Origin of the sequence: Gimesia sp. (assembly GCF_040219335.1) — a bacterium.
GTDB lineage: Bacteria > Planctomycetota > Planctomycetia > Planctomycetales > Planctomycetaceae > Gimesia.
Window position 1 is genome coordinate 233018 of record NZ_JAVJSQ010000004.1, and the last position, 17759, is coordinate 250776.

A 17759-nucleotide genomic window follows, 5' to 3' on the forward strand; every position below is an offset into this window, starting at 1 on the left:
CCTTCTCCTGGTTAGTCAGCAACGGACTGTAACATGAGATATTTTCTGCTCTTACTTCCACTGCTACTATTTGAGGGGGATGCAGGTCTTTTTGAGTATCGCACCAAAAACTTCACCGTATACTGTCATGACGCAACACTCGCAGTTCAGGTGGGAGAAGCTGCCGAGCATTATCGCGATCGACATGCACGGGAATGGCTCGGGCATCCAATTCCCAACTGGTATGCGCCCTGTCCGATTCGAGTCAATGCAGGAGACTATGCAGGGGGAGGGGCAACGACCTTCTCCTTCGACCAGGGACAGGTCTTTGGCTGGGATATGCAGGTACAGGGATCTTCCCAGAGCCTGCTGGAGAGTGTTATTCCGCACGAGGTGCTGCACACAGTCTTCGCATCACACTTCCGTCGTCCCTTGCCACGCTGGGCAGACGAAGGGGCTGCAACCTATGAGGAAGCAGAAGCAGAGAAACGACCGATCCGTGAACTGGCTCGCGAAGTCGTCGGCACCGAACGGCAGATCCCGATTCGGCGGTTGTTGGTCATGCAGAAATATCCCGACAATCTCGGCGGAATCGCTGTCCTGTACGCTCAAGGTTTCTATCTGGCAGAATACCTTATCGATCTAGAAGGGAAGCAGGAGTTCGTCCGCTTTCTAGACACAGCTTATCAGACGAACTGGGATACCGCTTTTCTTACTCATTATGGTTTCCAAAACCAGGAGGTTGCATACACAGCAGCCTGGCAGAAAAATAATAAGCTCGACCAGCCAATTGCAAGCCGCTACGAAGTCAAAATGTTTACTGGTACCAACTGCCGTCAGTGCGAAGAAGATCGCAGGACGATTTTACCTCAACTGCGTGCTCGAGGACTGGTTGTGAAGGTTCTGGATTATGATCGCAATCTCGAACAGGCACGTCAGGAAAATGTAATCGGACTTCCCACTTATATCATTTATGAAAATGGAAAACGGATCGCCAAACTACGAGAGAGTCGGGCCCTGAGTTCACTGCTGCAGCGTCGCCATTGAAATTGAGTTTATTCTGGTAGAATCGCATCGTCAGTGAATGGGACTCTTGGAATCAGCCTTAGTGATTATCGATATGCCTCCGACTATCACTCAATTGCAGGCTTAGCAAATCGCGATCGATTCGACTACCTGTCGAAGCTCAAAGAACAAAGTTCCGAACATCTATCTCGCGAATCATTTCCAGGAACGCAGTTCAATTCCCCCGACAGCCCTGTTGCCTGGTAACAGGCCGGATGACCACTGATCCAGATGAGCGCCTGACAGAGAATAGCTGAAGTTCTATCTACCATGTCTTATCAAGATCGATGCATGCAAATGCGTAGAATGTTCAGCGGTTGCAGTCTATTTTTTGAGTCCTCAAAAAATATGGGCCTGGATCCACAAGATTAATAACATTTCTTAATAAACAATCTTGTTGCTTCTCTTTACTCAACGCATAATGAATTTAGCTATGTGCATCATTGATACACACGGCCTTGGTATTCTCGCGAAGAATCAAGCGCTCTGATTGAACGAAATACTAATCACTTCAATTCTCCTGAATTCTATTTCGTTTCATCGATTATCTTTGAAAGGCACTCTCATGCGCACGCGCCCTCACAAACGTGGTTTCACCCTCATTGAGCTGCTGGTCGTTATCGCCATCATTGCAATTCTAATTGCGCTCCTTCTTCCCGCAGTTCAACAGGCCCGTGAAGCAGCTCGCCGCAGTACTTGTAAGAACAATCTTAAGCAAATCGGGCTGGCACTTCACAATTACCATGACACACATCGAGTACTGCCACCGGCAACTATCAACGCGGGTTTATCGTCATGTGATGCAGTCCATGGCTCAACTGGGAATCTGTTAAACCACACCTGCTACCAGATGATCCTGCCCTTTATTGATCAGGCAAATATCTATAATCAATACAACTGGAGCCTGCCCAGCGGCCGTGCAAATCATGGCTCGGGATGCACAGGAACTGTAACGACAGATCAGTATTCTATTGTGACATCTCCCGTCCCTGTCTTTCTGTGTCCTTCAGATCCGGGAACTCAGCAAAATTCCACGACCTCTGGGCCTTACTACGTCAGTCCTGGTTGGCGAACCAGTTACGGAGTAGTAAACTACACCACTGGAGGAAGTGGTGGCAGTTGGAGAGCAAATAACAGCACACTCAAAGGTGCCATGGGACCGAATGGTGCTGCTCAGTTCCGTGACTTTAAAGATGGTACCAGTAACACCATGGTTATGTGTGAGACCCAGTTGAACAAGACATCGACCAGTTACGGACCATACTGGAATGCCGCCACACATACCTTTTTCATCCTGCCAGGTGTCGCCGGTTATACCCTCAATTTTGACCACACGAATGGAAAACAATACGCTTGGGGAGCTGGTAGCCACCATGTCGGCGGAGGTCACATCCTGATGGGTGATGGTGCCGTTCGATTCCTGAGCGAAAATGTGGACCGCGTAGGAGTAGTTCAGGGTCTGGTCTCCATCGGTGGTGGCGAAGTCATTCCGGAATTCTAAATCCGACTTCCAGTAACAGACTGAATGGTAATTCGACACTGGCCGCGGTGGTCTCGTCCACTGCGGTCAGAGTCATTTCTCTGCGACGCTCGCATTTATTCCACTGCTTCTAATTTTCTGACTGGATCAGATACATGCACTCTTCTTTGAATTCGCTCAAATTCATTCTCATCAGTTCATTGCTCCTTTGTTTTTCTGGCTGTTCCGCTGGCAGTGGTGAAGCAGTTCCTGAATTGGCAGATGTAAATGGTGTGGTGACTATGGATGGTGCTCCACTGGTTAGTGCGAAGGTTATTTTTGAACCTCAGGAGACGACTGGAAACGCCAGGCGACGAGCTTCGAGTGCCACGACTCAGGAGGATGGTTCATACAGTCTGGAATACAATGAAGACGCCTCTGGCGCTTCCCTGGGTAAACACAGAGTTATGATCATTAAACTCACTGATAATCCGGAAGACGCAGGCAAACAACTGGTTCCCACGAAATACAACGACAAATCTGAACTTACGGCAGACGTAAAAGCAGATGGGAACATAATTAATTTCGATCTCAAATCAAAGTAGGTCGCATCAGATCCGGACTGGCTGTTTGACATGAGCAGTTTTTCGTTCAGATTTCTCTGAACTGATGTAGTAGCTGCTCCGCAGCAGAAACCGCTTTTCGACTAGATTCCACAACAGGATTGCCCCGAGCAGCGTCAGGCAGACTGCTGTCCCCAGGAAAGACCAGGCATGCTCTTCAGACCAACCGGCATTCAAAAGCATCTGGATTAGAGGGAAGTGCAGGATATAAACCCCGTAGGAGAAATCTCCATACTTTCCAAAGTTGCCTGCATACAAAAACAGACCGAAAAACAGGACAAGCACTGCTAGCGCAGCAGGTTGCAGCCAGGGCAGGGGAGTCCAGTGATGCGTCAGCAACACGACGGTCGCCAGCGTGACAAATAACCTGATATGACGTTCGAAAAAAGGCAGGTAATAAAACAGTGCTGCTCCTGCGATGAAGAAACAGAGCTGCCCAGGTAGTTGGCGTGCCAGCTGTTCGTAAAACGGATTCTCTGTCCGGATTGAAGCACCTAATAACATTTCGGCATATCCGATCGACAAGCCATAGACGAGAATCAGCAGTGGTAAGCGGGGGACTCGCCGCAGGCAATATACCAGCACTGGAACGGAAAAATAGAACATCACTTCCACTTTCAGTGTCCAGAGCGCGCCATTCACCGCCGGCATCCGATTCGCTTCAAAGACTCCCGGTAGAGTGGACTGCAGAAAATTCAGAAACGTCAAATTAGCCAGCAGATATTTTACCCAGGTAAAAGAAAAGTACTCAGTAAGAGGTACTCGGCTTACCAGAACCAGGCTAAGGGCTGCCAGTAAAATGACGGTAACGTACGCTGGATAAATCCGTCTGATCCGTTTGCTGGCATACGAGGAAAGCGAAGAGGAACGTTCGTAACTCATCACGATTAGAAACCCGCTAACGACGAAGAATGCCTGCACTGCAATCCGCGATGAGAGATATTCAGGCAGCACAGCTAACGCGCTAAATCCGGAAAGTTCCGCTGCATGCACCAGGCAGACTGTCAGTGCCAACATTAATCTGAGCAGATCGAAGTTATTCTTCTTGAGGCGGGGGTGATCGAGTGGCAGTAAATCCATTTTCTGACCCGAAATTGATAGAGTGAACGGCGAAGTACCAGCGGGGACTGTCGCAAAACAGGCAAACTCTGTCAATATGGGACATTAATGAGACTGATTTAAAGCGGTTCAGGAAGTCAAAACTGCTTGCATACAGGTACTTAAAACCGAATCGGAACCGATCTGCGTTCTAGCAAAGTCGCTTTCAGCTCCTTACAGGCATTCAGTTCCTCAACATGAGCTCGACACTGTTGCTGCAGATATCGAACCATCTCTTCCCGCTGTTCCTCAGAGATCTGCGGAGACTCAGGGGGTGAGAGACGAGTCGGGGCCGCCTCTTCCAGAGACGATGCCAGTACACCCACCAGCCCGGTGGCAATATTCAGGGTCAACAACACCAGATAACGTGTTCTTTTATCGGTATTTACTTCTTCTTCTGAACTTGCGAGCCGCGTGTCCGGTTCGTGAAAAGCAGGTTCAAAATCGAATTCACAATTGCAGAATTCACAACGACTACTATTACGATCAATGTCTGCTCGACAGCTGGGACACACATGAAATTGCGTCCGAGGATCGTCCTCATGATATCCAGTCATCACAACTCCTTTACTGGTTTGAGGAGAAAGAGCGCGGGTAGCTCAGTCCATTAGTCGGCCCACCGTCAATTGTACCTCCTTGAAAACAGCTGGCAATGTCATTTCAGGAGAGTGGTTCATCAATCAGAAAAACGACTGATTCGACAGGAGTGTACCGACCAGCACCCGAAGTGAATGGAAGCCACCTGACTTGTCTGGAATAATTGTTTTAGATCCAAAGCCGCTATTCTTTAGAGTTCTTCTCTCTCAACAGCTTATCGTTGAAATCAGCCGGCTTTGATCCACTCTCAAGTCGCAGGTTGGCTCCCATGCTCCGTTTGTGACTGAAGGGAACCCGGTTCGCCTCTGACTTCTCCAATATCGCATGCAGATCGGCTCGCATCTTCCGGATCTGTTTCTGATACTCAGGATCAAAAATCAGATTGTGCTGTTCCAGCGGATCCTTTTCCATGTCGTAAAGTTCGTCAATATCCCAGATACCATGGTATTGGATAAATTTATAACGTGGTGTCCGCAGTGCAAAGGTCGTTGGCGTCTGAGGGAAATTGAATTCCCAGTAATATTCATACAGAATATTCTTCCGCCAGTCGGCAGCCGGTAGTTTCCCCGCCGCCAGCTCCAGGAAACTTTGGCCATCCATCTGAGGTGGTGTTTTCAAACCGGCAGCCGCCAGACAGGTTGGACCGATATCGATGTTGGCGACGACTTCATCTACCACGGTGCCTGGTTTCCAGAGACCGGGACAGACGCCAACCAGAGGCACCCGCATTGAGGCTTCATATGCGGTCCGCTTATCAATCAGGCCATGTTCGCCCCATTGAAAACCGTTATCCCCCATGTACATGACCAGAGTGTTCTCACCATAGCCATTATCTTTCAGCCACTTCCGCACGCGAGCAATCGATTCGTCCACGCTCAGCAGGGCTTCACAGTATAGACGATAATGCTCTTCGATGTCCGTATCCTGGTGATAGGCAAAATCAACGCCGTGCCAGCTGTTTCGCTGATTCTTCAGCCACATCGGCTTGTTGAAGTAATTCTCAGAGGTATTGGCCATCGTTTTAGGAATCGGCATCGATTTATCTTTGTAACGTCCCGCATGACGTTCCGCAGGGTGGAACATCCCATGCACTCCCTTGTGTGAGAGATACATGAAGAAGGGTTTATCCTGCGTTTTGACACTTTCGTTCAACCAGTCGATGGCATAGTCCGTCAGTTCGTCGGTAATGTAACCTTTTTGCGGAACTCTTTTTCCATCGACATTCAATGACCATTTCTTCAAATGCTCGGGCGGGTAATAGTGCCCCTGGCCGCGAAAGGAAACCCATCTGTCGAAACCGGGCCGTGGGTCATCAGAGTGACCGCCCATGTGCCACTTTCCAAAGAATCCTGTCTGGTAACCAGCGGCCTGCAGGTACTGAGGAAAGAATTTCGTCCCAGGCGGGGTCAGTACGTTATTATCGACCACACCATGATTGTGCATATACTGTCCGGTCAGGATCGAAGCCCGACTGGGAGAGCAGAGCGAGGTGGTAACGACTGCATTCTTGAAGTAAACCCCCTGTTTGGCCATCGCATCCATTGCAGGAGTCTCTACCCAGGGATGACCGGCAAAACCCATCACGTCATAACGATGATCGTCCGCGAGAATAAAGACCACATTACGCGGTTTGGCACCTTTGATTTTTTCCAGTTTGAGATCTGCAGGAGCGGAATCAGCGGCGGACAGAGAAGTGGTCCCCATCAGGGCCAGGAGACAGAGCGTCGAAATCAATCGCATGGCAACACCAGTATAAATTGAGAGTAATTCTTGGTTAGAGACGGATTGTCACACAGACGGGATTAAACTTATACACTCCCAAGTTAGCAAAGGGCTCAAGCCAATACAATAAAAGCGGCTCGGGAAACAACGCGTACTCTGGCAACACCTGTAAATCTCCGCATAATACAGGCTGTAAATCCATACGTAATTTTCCACAAAGGGAACAATGGAATGTACGATTGTGTCATTATTGGAGCAGGGCATAACGGACTGGTCTGTGCACATCAACTCGCACGACAGGGTTGGAAGGTGCTGGTACTGGAACGCCGCGAGCTTGTGGGCGGAGCCTGTGTGACCGAAGAACTCTGGCCCGGTTATAAAGTATCTACCGCGTCGTACCTGGTCAGCCTTTTACTGCCTGAAATCGAACAGGAAATGGAACTGGCTCGCTATGGCTATCGCGTCCTGCCGCGCAATCCGAGTTCCTTCACCCCCTGTGCAGACGGACGTTCTCTGTTGCTGGGACCGGATCTGAAACAAAACCAGGAACAGATCGCGCAGTTCAGCCAGCGCGATGCGGAGCAGTTCCCCCGCTATGAAGCGATGCTGGAACGAATCGCCGAGTGCCTGGAACCGGCACTGGTGCAGACGCCCCCCGATCTGCTTCCTCTCCCCGCCTCCTGGAGATCAATCGGCCTGGGGAAAAAACTCCGCGACACGAAAACGGCGTACCACCTGCATCAGTCGCTGAAACGACTGGGAGAAACCATCCCGGAAGCAGTCGAACTGCTTACCGGTCCGGCACTGCCGATCCTGAATCGTTGGTTTGAATCAGACGTTCTGAAGGCCACGCTGGCAACCGACGCGATCATCGGAACCTTTCAGCCTCCTTCCGCACCAGGTACTGCCTATGTCCTCCTGCATCACGTCATGGGCTCTGCCGGTGGTGCACGTGGTGTCTGGGGTTATGTCGAAGGGGGCATGGGCGCGCTCAGTCAGGCCATGGCCGCCTCTGCCCAGGCATCCGGTGTCGAAATCCGTACCGGTGTCACGGTGGATGAAATTCTGGTCCAGGGACAGCAGACAACCGGCGTCCGCCTTTCAACTGGTGAGACGATCACGACCCGCAGCGTAGCCTCCAATGCCGATGCACATGTGACATTCGAAAAACTGATCCCTGCCGGCACGCTTCCTCAGAACTTCTCTGAAGCGGTCAGCCGAATCGATTACAGCAGCGCCAGCATGAAAATCAACGTAGCTGTCAGTGAACTCCCCGATTTCAACTGTCTGCCCGGCCATAATGAACCCGGCCCACAGCATCGGGGAACCATCCACATCGGCGCCAGTTGTGAGGAAATCGAACGGGCCTACGATGATGCCAAGTATGGCATGCCCTCACAAAAGCCGATTATCGAGATGACGATCCCCACTGCAGTCGACAATTCTTTGGCACCAGAAGGCCAGCACATCCTCTCTCTTTTCGTGCAATACGCCCCCTATCAGCTTAAGCAGGGGAACTGGGACGAAATCAAAGAAGAGTTCGCTGACCGCTGTCTAGAGCGGATAGCAGAGTTAGCACCAAACGTCCCCTCATCAGTCCTGCATCGACAAGTCCTCTCTCCATTCGATCTGGAACGAACCTTCAGCCTGACCGGCGGAAATATTTTTCAGGGAGCGATGCCCGCGCATCAACTTTACAATCTGCGTCCCGTTCCTGGCTGGAGCGATTACCGCACGCCAATCAAAGGACTTTATCTGTGCGGGAGTGCCGCGCATCCGGGAGGCGGTGTGATGGGTGCGTGTGGCCGGAATGCAGCACGGGAGATGCTTCGCAATGGCAAAGATTAATCAGTGTAATCATCAGTACACTCTGATTAGTAAGCAGCCTCATTTTACTTTCATAACAGCACCAGCTCTCTTAATCGGTGCGGTCGATATCATGTTTCACAATTCAAGATGAGGAACGATATGTGCTGTACAATCCTCATCCTTTGTTCCATTTTCAGCCGAATAAAACAATGCCGAAACCAGCGTTAGTGATCGTGTTCGAGTCACTGACAACTTGAATCCATTCACTATCCGGGAGAAATACCGTGAAACACCTCACAGGTTTGCCTGCCATCCTAGTTGCCCTCGTCTTAACTCTTTCAATTCCTGCTTCTGACACATCCGCCTGTACCGGGATCACGATCAAGCCCAAAGACGGATCAGCGATCTTCGGCCGTACTTTGGAATTCGCTCAAGACCTGAAATCCAACATCATCATCATCCCCCGTAATCGTGAGAATGTCGGAAGTACTCCGAATCAGAAACCGGGTTTAAGCTGGACATCCAATTATGCGATGGTCGGTATGAACGCCTTTAATCTACCGGTGATCGTCGATGGTCTTAACGAAAAAGGGCTGCATGTCGGAATCTTCTATTTCCCCGGTTATACCGACTATCAAAATTTGTCTGAGGAGGATCTGGCCCACAGTATTTCTCCTGTTGAGCTGCCTCTGTACCTGATGGGGACTTGCCGGAATGTCGATGAAGTAACTTCTGCGGTAAAAAAACTTAAAGTCGGCAACGTGGTCATGCCTCAACTGGGTGGCGTCCCCCCGTTCCACTACATTGCCAATGACACAAGTGGAAAATCGATCGTAATCGAATACGTGAATGGTGAGTTGAATATCCATCAGAATCCACTGGGTGTTCTGACCAATGCGCCAACGTTTGACTGGCAGATAACTAACCTGAGTAACTACGTCAACCTGCTCACCAATAATATATCCGATATCAAAGTCGAAGGAGTCGAAATAAAAGGCTTCGGACAGGGAAGTGGAATGCTCGGTCTGCCTGGCGATTTTACACCGCCGTCCCGCTTTGTACGTGCCGTCGCTTTTTCTTCGTCGGCATTTCCGGTTCAGACTGCGAAAGAGGGAATCCTGCAAACATTTCACATTTTGAATCAGTTCGACATCCCCAAAGGAACTGCCCGCGGAGTCGAACAGGGGAAAGTCGTCGGCGATTATACCATGTGGACCGGCGTCTCCGATCTGACGAACCTGCGTTATTACTTTCGGACTTATGACGACAGCAGTATCCGAATGGTCAATTTAGGTTGCCTGAATCTGGACGCTCTGGAAATTCAAACAATCTCCATCCAGGGTCCCGAACAGATCATCGATGTCTCTGGCTGTGCCCGCTGAATCATTCCTGAATTCCGTAAATCTCATCAGAAATTTTTGACGAGTTCAACCGAGACATTGCAAAACAGATTTCGTGGCGATGCCCCATTCATCTGCCTGACCAGCATCCTGCCAATCTCCTGCCCATAAGCTTCGGGAGAGAGGCAGGGGCGAATATGCGGGAACAGGCAGGAGGCTTGCTCGCGGGCAAAATGATCCGCGACCACTACAATAGGCTGTTTCTTCCGCGGATAATTCAGTTCGGAAATAATCGCCGCAATCGCCTGAGCCGCTGGTTCAGAGCGACAGAGGATTCCATGCTTATCTGAGGACCGTTTCAGGACATCCTGAGCGGAGACCTGTATCGCCCGATCATCTGCCGGAAGACAGCGAACCGTCAGTTGATCGATTCCCCAACCTGCGCCGTGCATCTCCTGCCGCACGGCATCCAGTAGAAGATGATCGCCGGCTGTCACCTGATCACGAAATACAACCAGTGCCCGCTGGCATTTCTGTTGGAGCAGATGCTGAAATAAGAGCCGACCAATCTGTCTCTGATCCCTGTCAATGTGGGCCAGTCCAGTAATCGATGGTTGCAGTACCCCATTCACGACGGTTGGCAGTCCGCTCTCCTGCAGGATCCGCTGCACGCCCACCTGTGCTCGTTGCAAAACAAAGCCCTCAGTCTCGTTCGACTTGAGCGCCCGGTTCACAATCTCTTCCACATACGCTTCTTCATCCCGGTGCGGCAGGAAGTTGAATTCAAGTTCTGCCTCGGGGAGTTCCCGCTGCAAGCCGATCAGAATACCGTCGGCCAGCAGGCCTTCCCGTTCGAGGTATTTCTGGTGTACCACCAGATGCACGCGACGCAGGGCCTGCTCAGTCAGGTTCGATTCCGGATCCGCAATGAACGTACCGGCCCGTTGTTTACGCACCAGAACCCGTCGCTGAGTGAGCAGTTGCAGAGCCCGGTTGGCAGTCGTTCCACTGACCTGAAACGAACGTGCTGTTTCACTGGTTGTGTAGTAGGGATCCCCGGGCTGCAGCTTTCGCTGTTTGATATCGGACTGAATCCGCTCGGCCAGATCCACAATCGCTGGTTTCATTGAGAAAGTACATTCACTCGAAAAAGGACAGTTTTTGCTTTGATTTCCGGATCAACTTTTATAATATTACGATACAGATAATAATATCGCAACCAAAATATTATTAAACCTTTTTACTGGAAATCAGCCCATGCCCCCTTTTCTCCAGCGCCTGGCGAAAACCTGTCCTCCGTTCCTGCTGATGATCTTGAGCCTGCTGCAGATCACTCGAGCAGGCGATCTGCAAAAGACGACGCTCTTTTCAGCCCGGGATGGTCAATATCACCACTATCGGATTCCGGGCATCATCGCCACCAGCAAAGGAACGTTGCTCGCTTACTGCGAAGCCCGCAAGACTGCTGGCGACTGGGCCGATATCGATAGTCTGATGCGTCGCAGTACCGATGGAGGACAGACCTGGGCAAAGCCACAGGTCATTCACAATGCGAAAGAAGAAACAGTCAACAATGTCGTTGCCTTCAACGATGCCCAGACCGGACAGGTGCATCTCCTCTATTGTGAAAACTATGCCCGCTGTTATTACACCCAAAGCAATGACGACGGACAGACCTTCAGCCCTCGCGTAGAAATCACCCCGGTCTTTGAAGAGTTCCGCAAAGAGTACGACTGGAATGTCATCGCCACTGGTCCCGGACATGGTATTCAACTACAAAACGGGCGGCTGCTGGTACCAGTCTGGCTATCCACCGGAGGGAAGAAACATCGACCTTCCTGTGTCTCCACCATCTATAGCGACGATCACGGCAAAACCTGGCATCGCGGTGAAATTATCGTCGACCAGGGAGCTCAGATCGCGGGCGAGACGATCGTGAATCCCAGCGAAACGGTTGCCGTCCAGCTGTTCAATGATAAAGTCCTCGTGAATATCCGCACCGAATCGAAGCCGCACCGGCGGTTGATTGCTGTCAGTGAGAACGGCGCGACCGGCTGGACGGACAAGCATTTTGATCCGCAACTGCTCGAACCGGTCTGTATGGGCAGTATTCTGCGTATCCCGGTGAGCAAGTCTCACCCCCAGAATGCCATCGTGTTTGCGAATCCCGATAACCTGGAAGGTTCCAGCAAACGTAGAGGTCCCAACCGGGACCGCAAAAACCTGACACTGCAGGTAAGCTTCAATGACTGCCAGACCTGGAGTGGCAAAAGAGTGCTTGAACCGGGGATCAGTGGCTATAGCGATCTGGCAGCCCTTCCGGATGGCACTATTGTCTGCTTCTACGAAGATGGCGGCCTGAAAAATAACGGTTACGACACAACCGGCTTGACAGTGGCTCGATTTCCATTGAAATGGATATTGGAGGATTGAGCCTGTCCGTTGTCTTTCATTTGTCCCTCCTCCCCGGCTACGCTCACCGAACTTTATTGAAAGTTGATCATGCCTCGTTCCCTTACTATTGTTGCTGCGCTTCTCTGCAGCCTCCTCGTAATCCTGTCTCCTCTCTCTGCTGCCGAACCAGACCACAGAGTCGACATCTGCGTCTATGGCGGCACCTCTGGTGGTGTCGTTGCAGCTGTCAAAGCAGCCCGTCTTGGTAAGACCGCCATCCTGATCGAACCGGGCCAGCACCTGGGCGGCATGAGTTCCGGTGGAGTCAGCTTCTCTGATATGGGAAAGTCAGCCACGGTGGCTGGCATGGCCCGCGAGTTCTACGAACGGATCGGTAAGAAATATGGCAAGCAGCTGGAAACACGATTGGAGCCACACGTCGCAGAAACGGTCTTTGAAGAAATGATCAAAGAAGCCGGCGTAAAAGTCATCCGGGGAGAACCACTACAGAAAGTTCAAAAGCAGGGACCACGGATCGTGGAACTGACCACAGAGCAGGGGACCCGCATCGCGGCAGAAATGTTTATCGACTGCACCTATGAAGGCGATCTGCTGGCCGCAGCCGGCGTCTCTTATTCTCTGACCCGCGAAGCCAATTCACAATACAACGAAACATTGAACGGCGTGCAGCTGTATGAAATTCCTCAAGTCCATTTTGGTAAGTATGACAAAATCGGCCGCCGCAAAGACCGGCGGGGGCTCTGGGATCGTGCCATCCCCCTCGATCCATACAAAATCCCTGGTAAACCGGAAAGCGGTCTGCTACCCCTGATCGAGGAAGGAGAACTGGGAACAATCGGTGAAGCTGCTCCTGGAGTGCAGGCTTACTGCTTCCGTTTATGTGTGACCGATCAACCGGAGAACCGGATTCCGATCGCGCCTCCTGCCAACTATGACCCGGCCCGTTACGAGATCGTGGCTCGCTATATCGCAGCCTGTGAGAAAGCGGGCGACGACATGGACCTCCGCTGGTTTACCAAGCACGATGCTCTCCCCAACGGCAAATTCGATTTCAACACCGCCTATTTCGGTTTGAACTATGTCGGCGGTAACAAGGGGTACAGTGAAGCCTCGCACGCCGAGCGGCAGCAGATCATCAAGGAACACGAAAACTACGCCCGCGGCCTCTTTTATTTTCTGAAGACAGACAAACGCGTCCCGCAGAAAGTAAGTGACCAGGTCAGCCGCTACGGGCTCTGTAAAGACGAATTCCAGGACAACGGAGGTTGGCCGCACCAGCTCTACATTCGCGAATCACGGCGGATGGTCTCTGACCTGGTGATGACCGAGCATTACTGTCGCCACCAGGTGGTCGCTCCGAAATCGGTCGGTCTGGCCTCGTACGGCATCGACATCCACGAAATCCGCCGGATCGTGCACAACGGAGTGATGGTGCGGGAAGGTAAACTGCTGGGGCACCACAGCACCCGCGGCCCCTATCCGATCGGCTTTGACGCGATCGTCCCCAAGCCGGAAGAATGCGACAACCTGCTGGTCACCTTCGCGATCTCCGCCAGTCATGTGGCTTTCGGCTCGACTCGCATGGAACCGGTGCTGATGATCCTCAGCCAGTCCGCCGCAACTGCCGCCAGTCAGGCCATCGACGTGGGTTGCTCAATTCAGGATGTGAATTACCAGCGACTCCGCACCCAACTGCTGGCTGACGGACAGCTGCTCGACTGGCCCTCCCCGGTTCAGAACGGTAAGTCGACTGCACGAGTGATCGTAAACCCCGAAACACTACCGGGCATCGTACTCGACGACTCCGACGCCAAATTCACAGGTAGTTGGGCGGAGAGCAACGGTCAGCCTTCACCAATCGGCAGGAACTATTCCCACGATGGAAACAAGGACCGGGGCCAGAAGTCGGCCCGGTTCACTCCTGAAATCAAACAGTCAGGCGACTATGAAGTCCGGCTGCTCTATACCTGGCATCCGAACCGCTCCACACAAGTTCCGGTGACAATTCAGAGTGCCGACGGCAAGAAAACTGTCATTATCAATCAGCGTCAGCCAGCGCTAGTCAAACAGGTGCCGGTTTCGCTGGGAACCTTTCACTTTAAAGCAGGACAGCCAGCCTCCATCACAGTTTCCAATCAGGGGGCCGACGGCTATGTCGTCGTCGATGGTCTGCAGTTGCTACCGGTGAAAATCGCTGAAGCAGAACGGGCGGGGAAACGAAAATCGGGATACCCTCAGCTGACAATGGAAGCCAAACCGAAATTCCGTCAGCCCAACGCAGCCCAGGCAGCACAGGTCGCCTTCTCCCCACTCGCAGAACAAACCTTACCCCGTACAGCCGGTGAATCGACGCGTCACTCCGTTGAACCGGTGCAGCTGGCACTGTCTGCGAACGCGGATGAAGTCGCCGGGAAATCGTATGACCTCGTCGTGATCGGCGGAACCGGGGGCGGTGTGGCAACAGCGGTGCGGGCGGCCCGCGAAGGGTGTTCGGTCCTGCTGGTACAGCACAACGGGCATATCGGCGGAATGATGACCAACGGTCTGATGCAGTGGGACGCCCTGTATGGTGGGCCACGTTCCCCGCTGTTCAGCGAGCTGTTGGAAAACATCGAAAACTACTATATCGACACCTTCGGCCGCGACTCGCGCGATCATCAGACCATCCGTTACACTCACGAAAAATATCCGATCGGCTGGGCTGAACCGCACGTCGCCGAGCGGGAGTACAACCGGCTGGTGGCGCAAGAGAAAAACATCACGCTGCTCCTGCACCACTACCCGACGGACGTCGATCGCCAGGGCGTTCTCATCAAATCAGTCACCCTCTGCCGATACGGCACGCCCGAAACGATTCAGGTAAAAGGAACCACGTTTGTTGATGCCACCTATGAAGGGGATCTGTTCGCGCTGGCCGACGTCCCTTACCGCGTGGGTCGCGAAGCCCGCGATGAATATAAGGAGCCACACGCGGGCAAAGTCTTCGTCAACATTGACGGTCATCGGCCAGAGAGCGTCGTGAAAGAGAGGCTCAACATCCGCGTCTATGGTGCCCGTCAGGGGAGCATCGATCCCACCAGCCCATTATCAGCGGATGGCGCAGTGCAGGCATATAACTACCGGTTCTGTGTGACGTCCGATCCCGCCAACCGGCTGCCGATCCCAAAGCCGGCGAGTTATGATCGTGCAGACTACCTGGCCTTTCACCGTCGGTACATCCCGGCGAGCCAGGGGCCAAACCACAAATCACACGTCAACAGCCCGATCATGCCCGGTCATAACCATGCCTATCCCGAAGCCGACTGGCCGACCCGCGAGAAGATCATCCAGCAGCACCTCGACTTCGGCCTGGGACTGATGTGGTTCCTGCAGCACGATGAATCAATCCCGGAAACCAAACGACAGGAGTACCTTAAATGGGGGCTGCCCAAAGACGAATACGCCGACTATGATCACGTGCCTTACGAAATGTACGTCCGCGAAGCACGGCGGATCGTGGGCCGGCAAGTCTTCAACGAAAATGACGGGATGCTGGCGGATGGCTACCATCGCACACCGATCCACCAGGACAGCATCGCGGTGACCGACTGGTACATGGACTCGCACTCCTGCACAACCGACAGCCGCCCCGGCTTCAAATATGACGGCAAACTGATCCTGACCGAAGAGTCCCGCCCGTCTCAGATTCCATATCGCGCACTGTTGCCGCAGGGGGTCGACAATCTGCTGGTGCCGGTCTGCCTCTCCGCGACCCACATCGCCTGGGGCGCAATCCGCCTGGAACCGGTCTTTCTCTCCACAGGCGAAGCCGCTGGTTACGCCGCCGCCTTGGCAAAGCAGCAGGGAACCACGCCTGCGGATCTCAATCCCGACCTGCTACTGAAAACGCTGGTCCGCCGCCGGCAGCTGGTCAGTTTCTTCAACGACCTGAAAGTCAACAACTCAGATCCCTCAATCCCCGCCGCCCAGTACTTCGCCACCAAAGGCTTCTTCAACGACTATGACGCCCGTCTGAACGAACCACTGACGCAAGCAGTCCGCGAAGTGTGGGAGCGGGGGCTGAGACAGCTGGAGCAGGGAACGCTGAATCCCCACCAACTGGCTGCAAAGGTTCAGCAGGCGGAAGAACAAAAATCGCCGACGTCAGGGGAGACGCGCGGGGCATTTTTATTAGAAGCACGGAGCAGAATTGAACCACGGTCTTCCTGAGAATCTGAAACCCAAGTTGACTGTTTTCTCAGTGGAAGTATGATCTGAACGTTTTGATCTTCATTCTCAGAGTGCTCATTCTTCAGGAAGCAGCCATGTTCGACTTCGATACCCCCACCGTTAATGAAATTGCTGCGGATGTGTTTCGGATTGGCTGTTATGCGCCGGCCTTGGATCTGCAATTTAATTATTTCCTGGTGCGGGATGACGCGCCGCTGCTGTTTACGACCGGGTATAAGTCCAGCTTTTCACTGGTACAGCAAGCGGTCGCGCAGGTGATGGATCCGGCAAAACTGCGGTACATCGCCTTCAGTCATTTTGAGTCGGATGAATGCGGGGCGCTCAACCAGTGGCTGGACGTGGCGCCCGAGGCGGAGCCGGTCTGCAGCCTGGTCTCGGCGATGGTGAATATCAACGACTTCGCGATCCGACCGCCCAAAGGGATGGTCGACGGCGAGCAACTTAACACGGGCAAATATCAGTACCGCTTCTGCTCGACCGCGCAGCTGCCGCACGGCTGGGACGCGGGTCTGCTCTATGAAGAGACTCAGGGGACGCTGTTCTGTTCGGACCTGTTTCACCAGGGAGGGAATGTGGATGCGCTCACCGAAAGCGATCTGTCAGAACAGGTGCTGGCGGCGATGCAGCAGATGCAGGCGGGACCGCTGGCCGATTATATCCCCTACACGAAACAGACGGGCCGAATTCTCAACCGTCTGGCGGACCTGAAACCCAAAACGCTGGCAATTATGCACGGTTCCAGTTTCGCCGGAGATGGGGAACAGGCCTTTCGGGATCTGTCGACCGCGATGAAGTCGGTCTTCGGTTGAAGAACCAAAGTCATTTTCTTCCACCATGCAAGGGACGTAAAATACGAACGTTTCTATTGGTGAAGAGATCATGCTAAGAGACGGCAGACTGAAAAAGTGGTTGCCTACTCGAATGAGATCCGTCAGAATAAAGCGCAAGAGTCCTTTGGAATGTTTCGCGAGGTTCTGTCCAATGCATCCGTCCATTAAGAAGTTACTGATCCTCTTCTGCCCATCCGTCGTTTTTCTGCTGCTGATGATAATTCTGGTTTACAACAAGCACAGTGCGCAGCATGAGCCAACGCCGCTGGAGATCAAAATGTCACAAATTCGACTGGGCACCAGTGTGGAGGACGCTGATGCCATTATCGGGACGCCCCCCGACCTCACGAAAGAGTCCAGGGGAGTGATTGTTAATTCCACTATGTTACTGGATGAAACGAATCCAAAGTCAGCCGGTCATGGTCCGCCCCAGGACTATACCCTGCGAACCTGGAAGGGTGAAGAAGTCAGCGTGACAGTCGTGTTTGACCTGGACGGAAAATCTGTCTGCCACTGGTCCTGGTGGAACAATCAATCCCCTCAGTCTCCCTACGGCCCCTATCGGGTGTTTGAGCGCGTCGGGCTGTTTTGA

13 protein-coding genes are annotated in these 17759 nt (G+C 52.6%); 9 read left to right on the forward strand and 4 right to left on the reverse strand.

Annotation, left to right across the window (positions count from 1 at the left end; all coding sequences use genetic code 11):
- Positions 1–33 precede the first annotated feature (33 nt).
- From RID21_RS02005 to RID21_RS02015, 3 genes are all read left to right on the forward strand, one after another.
- Positions 34–1026, forward strand: coding sequence for a hypothetical protein (locus RID21_RS02005; RefSeq protein WP_350186938.1), 993 nt, complete (start codon positions 34–36; stop codon positions 1024–1026).
- Between the two features lie 583 nt (positions 1027–1609).
- Positions 1610–2545, forward strand: coding sequence for a DUF1559 domain-containing protein (locus RID21_RS02010; protein ID WP_350186939.1), 936 nt, complete (start codon positions 1610–1612; stop codon positions 2543–2545).
- Positions 2546–2679: 134 nt separating this feature from the next.
- A complete protein-coding gene (locus RID21_RS02015; protein WP_350186940.1) occupies positions 2680–3108 on the forward strand; it encodes a transthyretin-like family protein in 429 nt (142 codons plus the stop codon).
- Between the two features lie 6 nt (positions 3109–3114).
- Here the strand turns inward: RID21_RS02015 and RID21_RS02020 are convergent, their stop codons facing one another.
- From RID21_RS02020 to RID21_RS02030, 3 genes are all read right to left on the reverse strand, one after another.
- Complete coding sequence (locus RID21_RS02020) at positions 3115–4206, reverse strand: acyltransferase family protein (protein WP_350186941.1); 1092 nt, start codon at positions 4204–4206, stop codon at positions 3115–3117.
- Between the two features lie 140 nt (positions 4207–4346).
- Positions 4347–4583: a hypothetical protein gene (locus RID21_RS02025; protein ID WP_350186942.1), complete on the reverse strand. Its 237-nt coding sequence runs from the start codon at positions 4581–4583 to the stop codon at positions 4347–4349.
- A gap of 421 nt (positions 4584–5004) precedes the next feature.
- Complete coding sequence (locus RID21_RS02030; RefSeq protein WP_350186943.1) at positions 5005–6561, reverse strand: sulfatase family protein; 1557 nt, start codon at positions 6559–6561, stop codon at positions 5005–5007.
- A 213-nt stretch (positions 6562–6774) separates the two neighbouring features.
- Here RID21_RS02030 and RID21_RS02035 point away from each other — a divergent pair, with 213 nt between their 5' ends.
- The gene (locus RID21_RS02035) at positions 6775–8391 is read left to right on the forward strand and encodes a phytoene desaturase family protein (RefSeq protein WP_350186944.1); all 1617 of its coding nucleotides are present in this window, start codon (positions 6775–6777) and stop codon (positions 8389–8391) included.
- A gap of 245 nt (positions 8392–8636) precedes the next feature.
- Positions 8637–9734 carry a linear amide C-N hydrolase gene (locus RID21_RS02040; RefSeq protein WP_350186945.1) on the forward strand — a complete coding sequence of 366 codons (1098 nt, stop codon included), beginning with the start codon at positions 8637–8639 and terminating at the stop codon, positions 9732–9734.
- Between the two features lie 26 nt (positions 9735–9760).
- On the opposite strand, the gene RID21_RS02045 is transcribed toward RID21_RS02040, so the two are convergent.
- The gene (locus RID21_RS02045; protein ID WP_350186946.1) at positions 9761–10819 is read right to left on the reverse strand and encodes a GntR family transcriptional regulator; all 1059 of its coding nucleotides are present in this window, start codon (positions 10817–10819) and stop codon (positions 9761–9763) included.
- 130 nt (positions 10820–10949) lie between these two features.
- Here RID21_RS02045 and RID21_RS02050 point away from each other — a divergent pair, with 130 nt between their 5' ends.
- From RID21_RS02050 to RID21_RS02065, 4 genes are all read left to right on the forward strand, one after another.
- Positions 10950–12125 (forward strand): sialidase family protein, encoded by a 1176-nt coding sequence (locus RID21_RS02050; protein WP_350186947.1) that lies wholly within the window; start codon positions 10950–10952, stop codon positions 12123–12125.
- 69 nt (positions 12126–12194) lie between these two features.
- Positions 12195–16316: an FAD-dependent oxidoreductase gene (locus RID21_RS02055; protein ID WP_350186948.1), complete on the forward strand. Its 4122-nt coding sequence runs from the start codon at positions 12195–12197 to the stop codon at positions 16314–16316.
- 95 nt (positions 16317–16411) lie between these two features.
- Positions 16412–17146: an oxygen-binding di-iron domain-containing protein gene (locus RID21_RS02060; RefSeq protein WP_350186949.1), complete on the forward strand. Its 735-nt coding sequence runs from the start codon at positions 16412–16414 to the stop codon at positions 17144–17146.
- A gap of 172 nt (positions 17147–17318) precedes the next feature.
- A complete protein-coding gene (locus RID21_RS02065; RefSeq protein ID WP_350186950.1) occupies positions 17319–17759 on the forward strand; it encodes a hypothetical protein in 441 nt (146 codons plus the stop codon).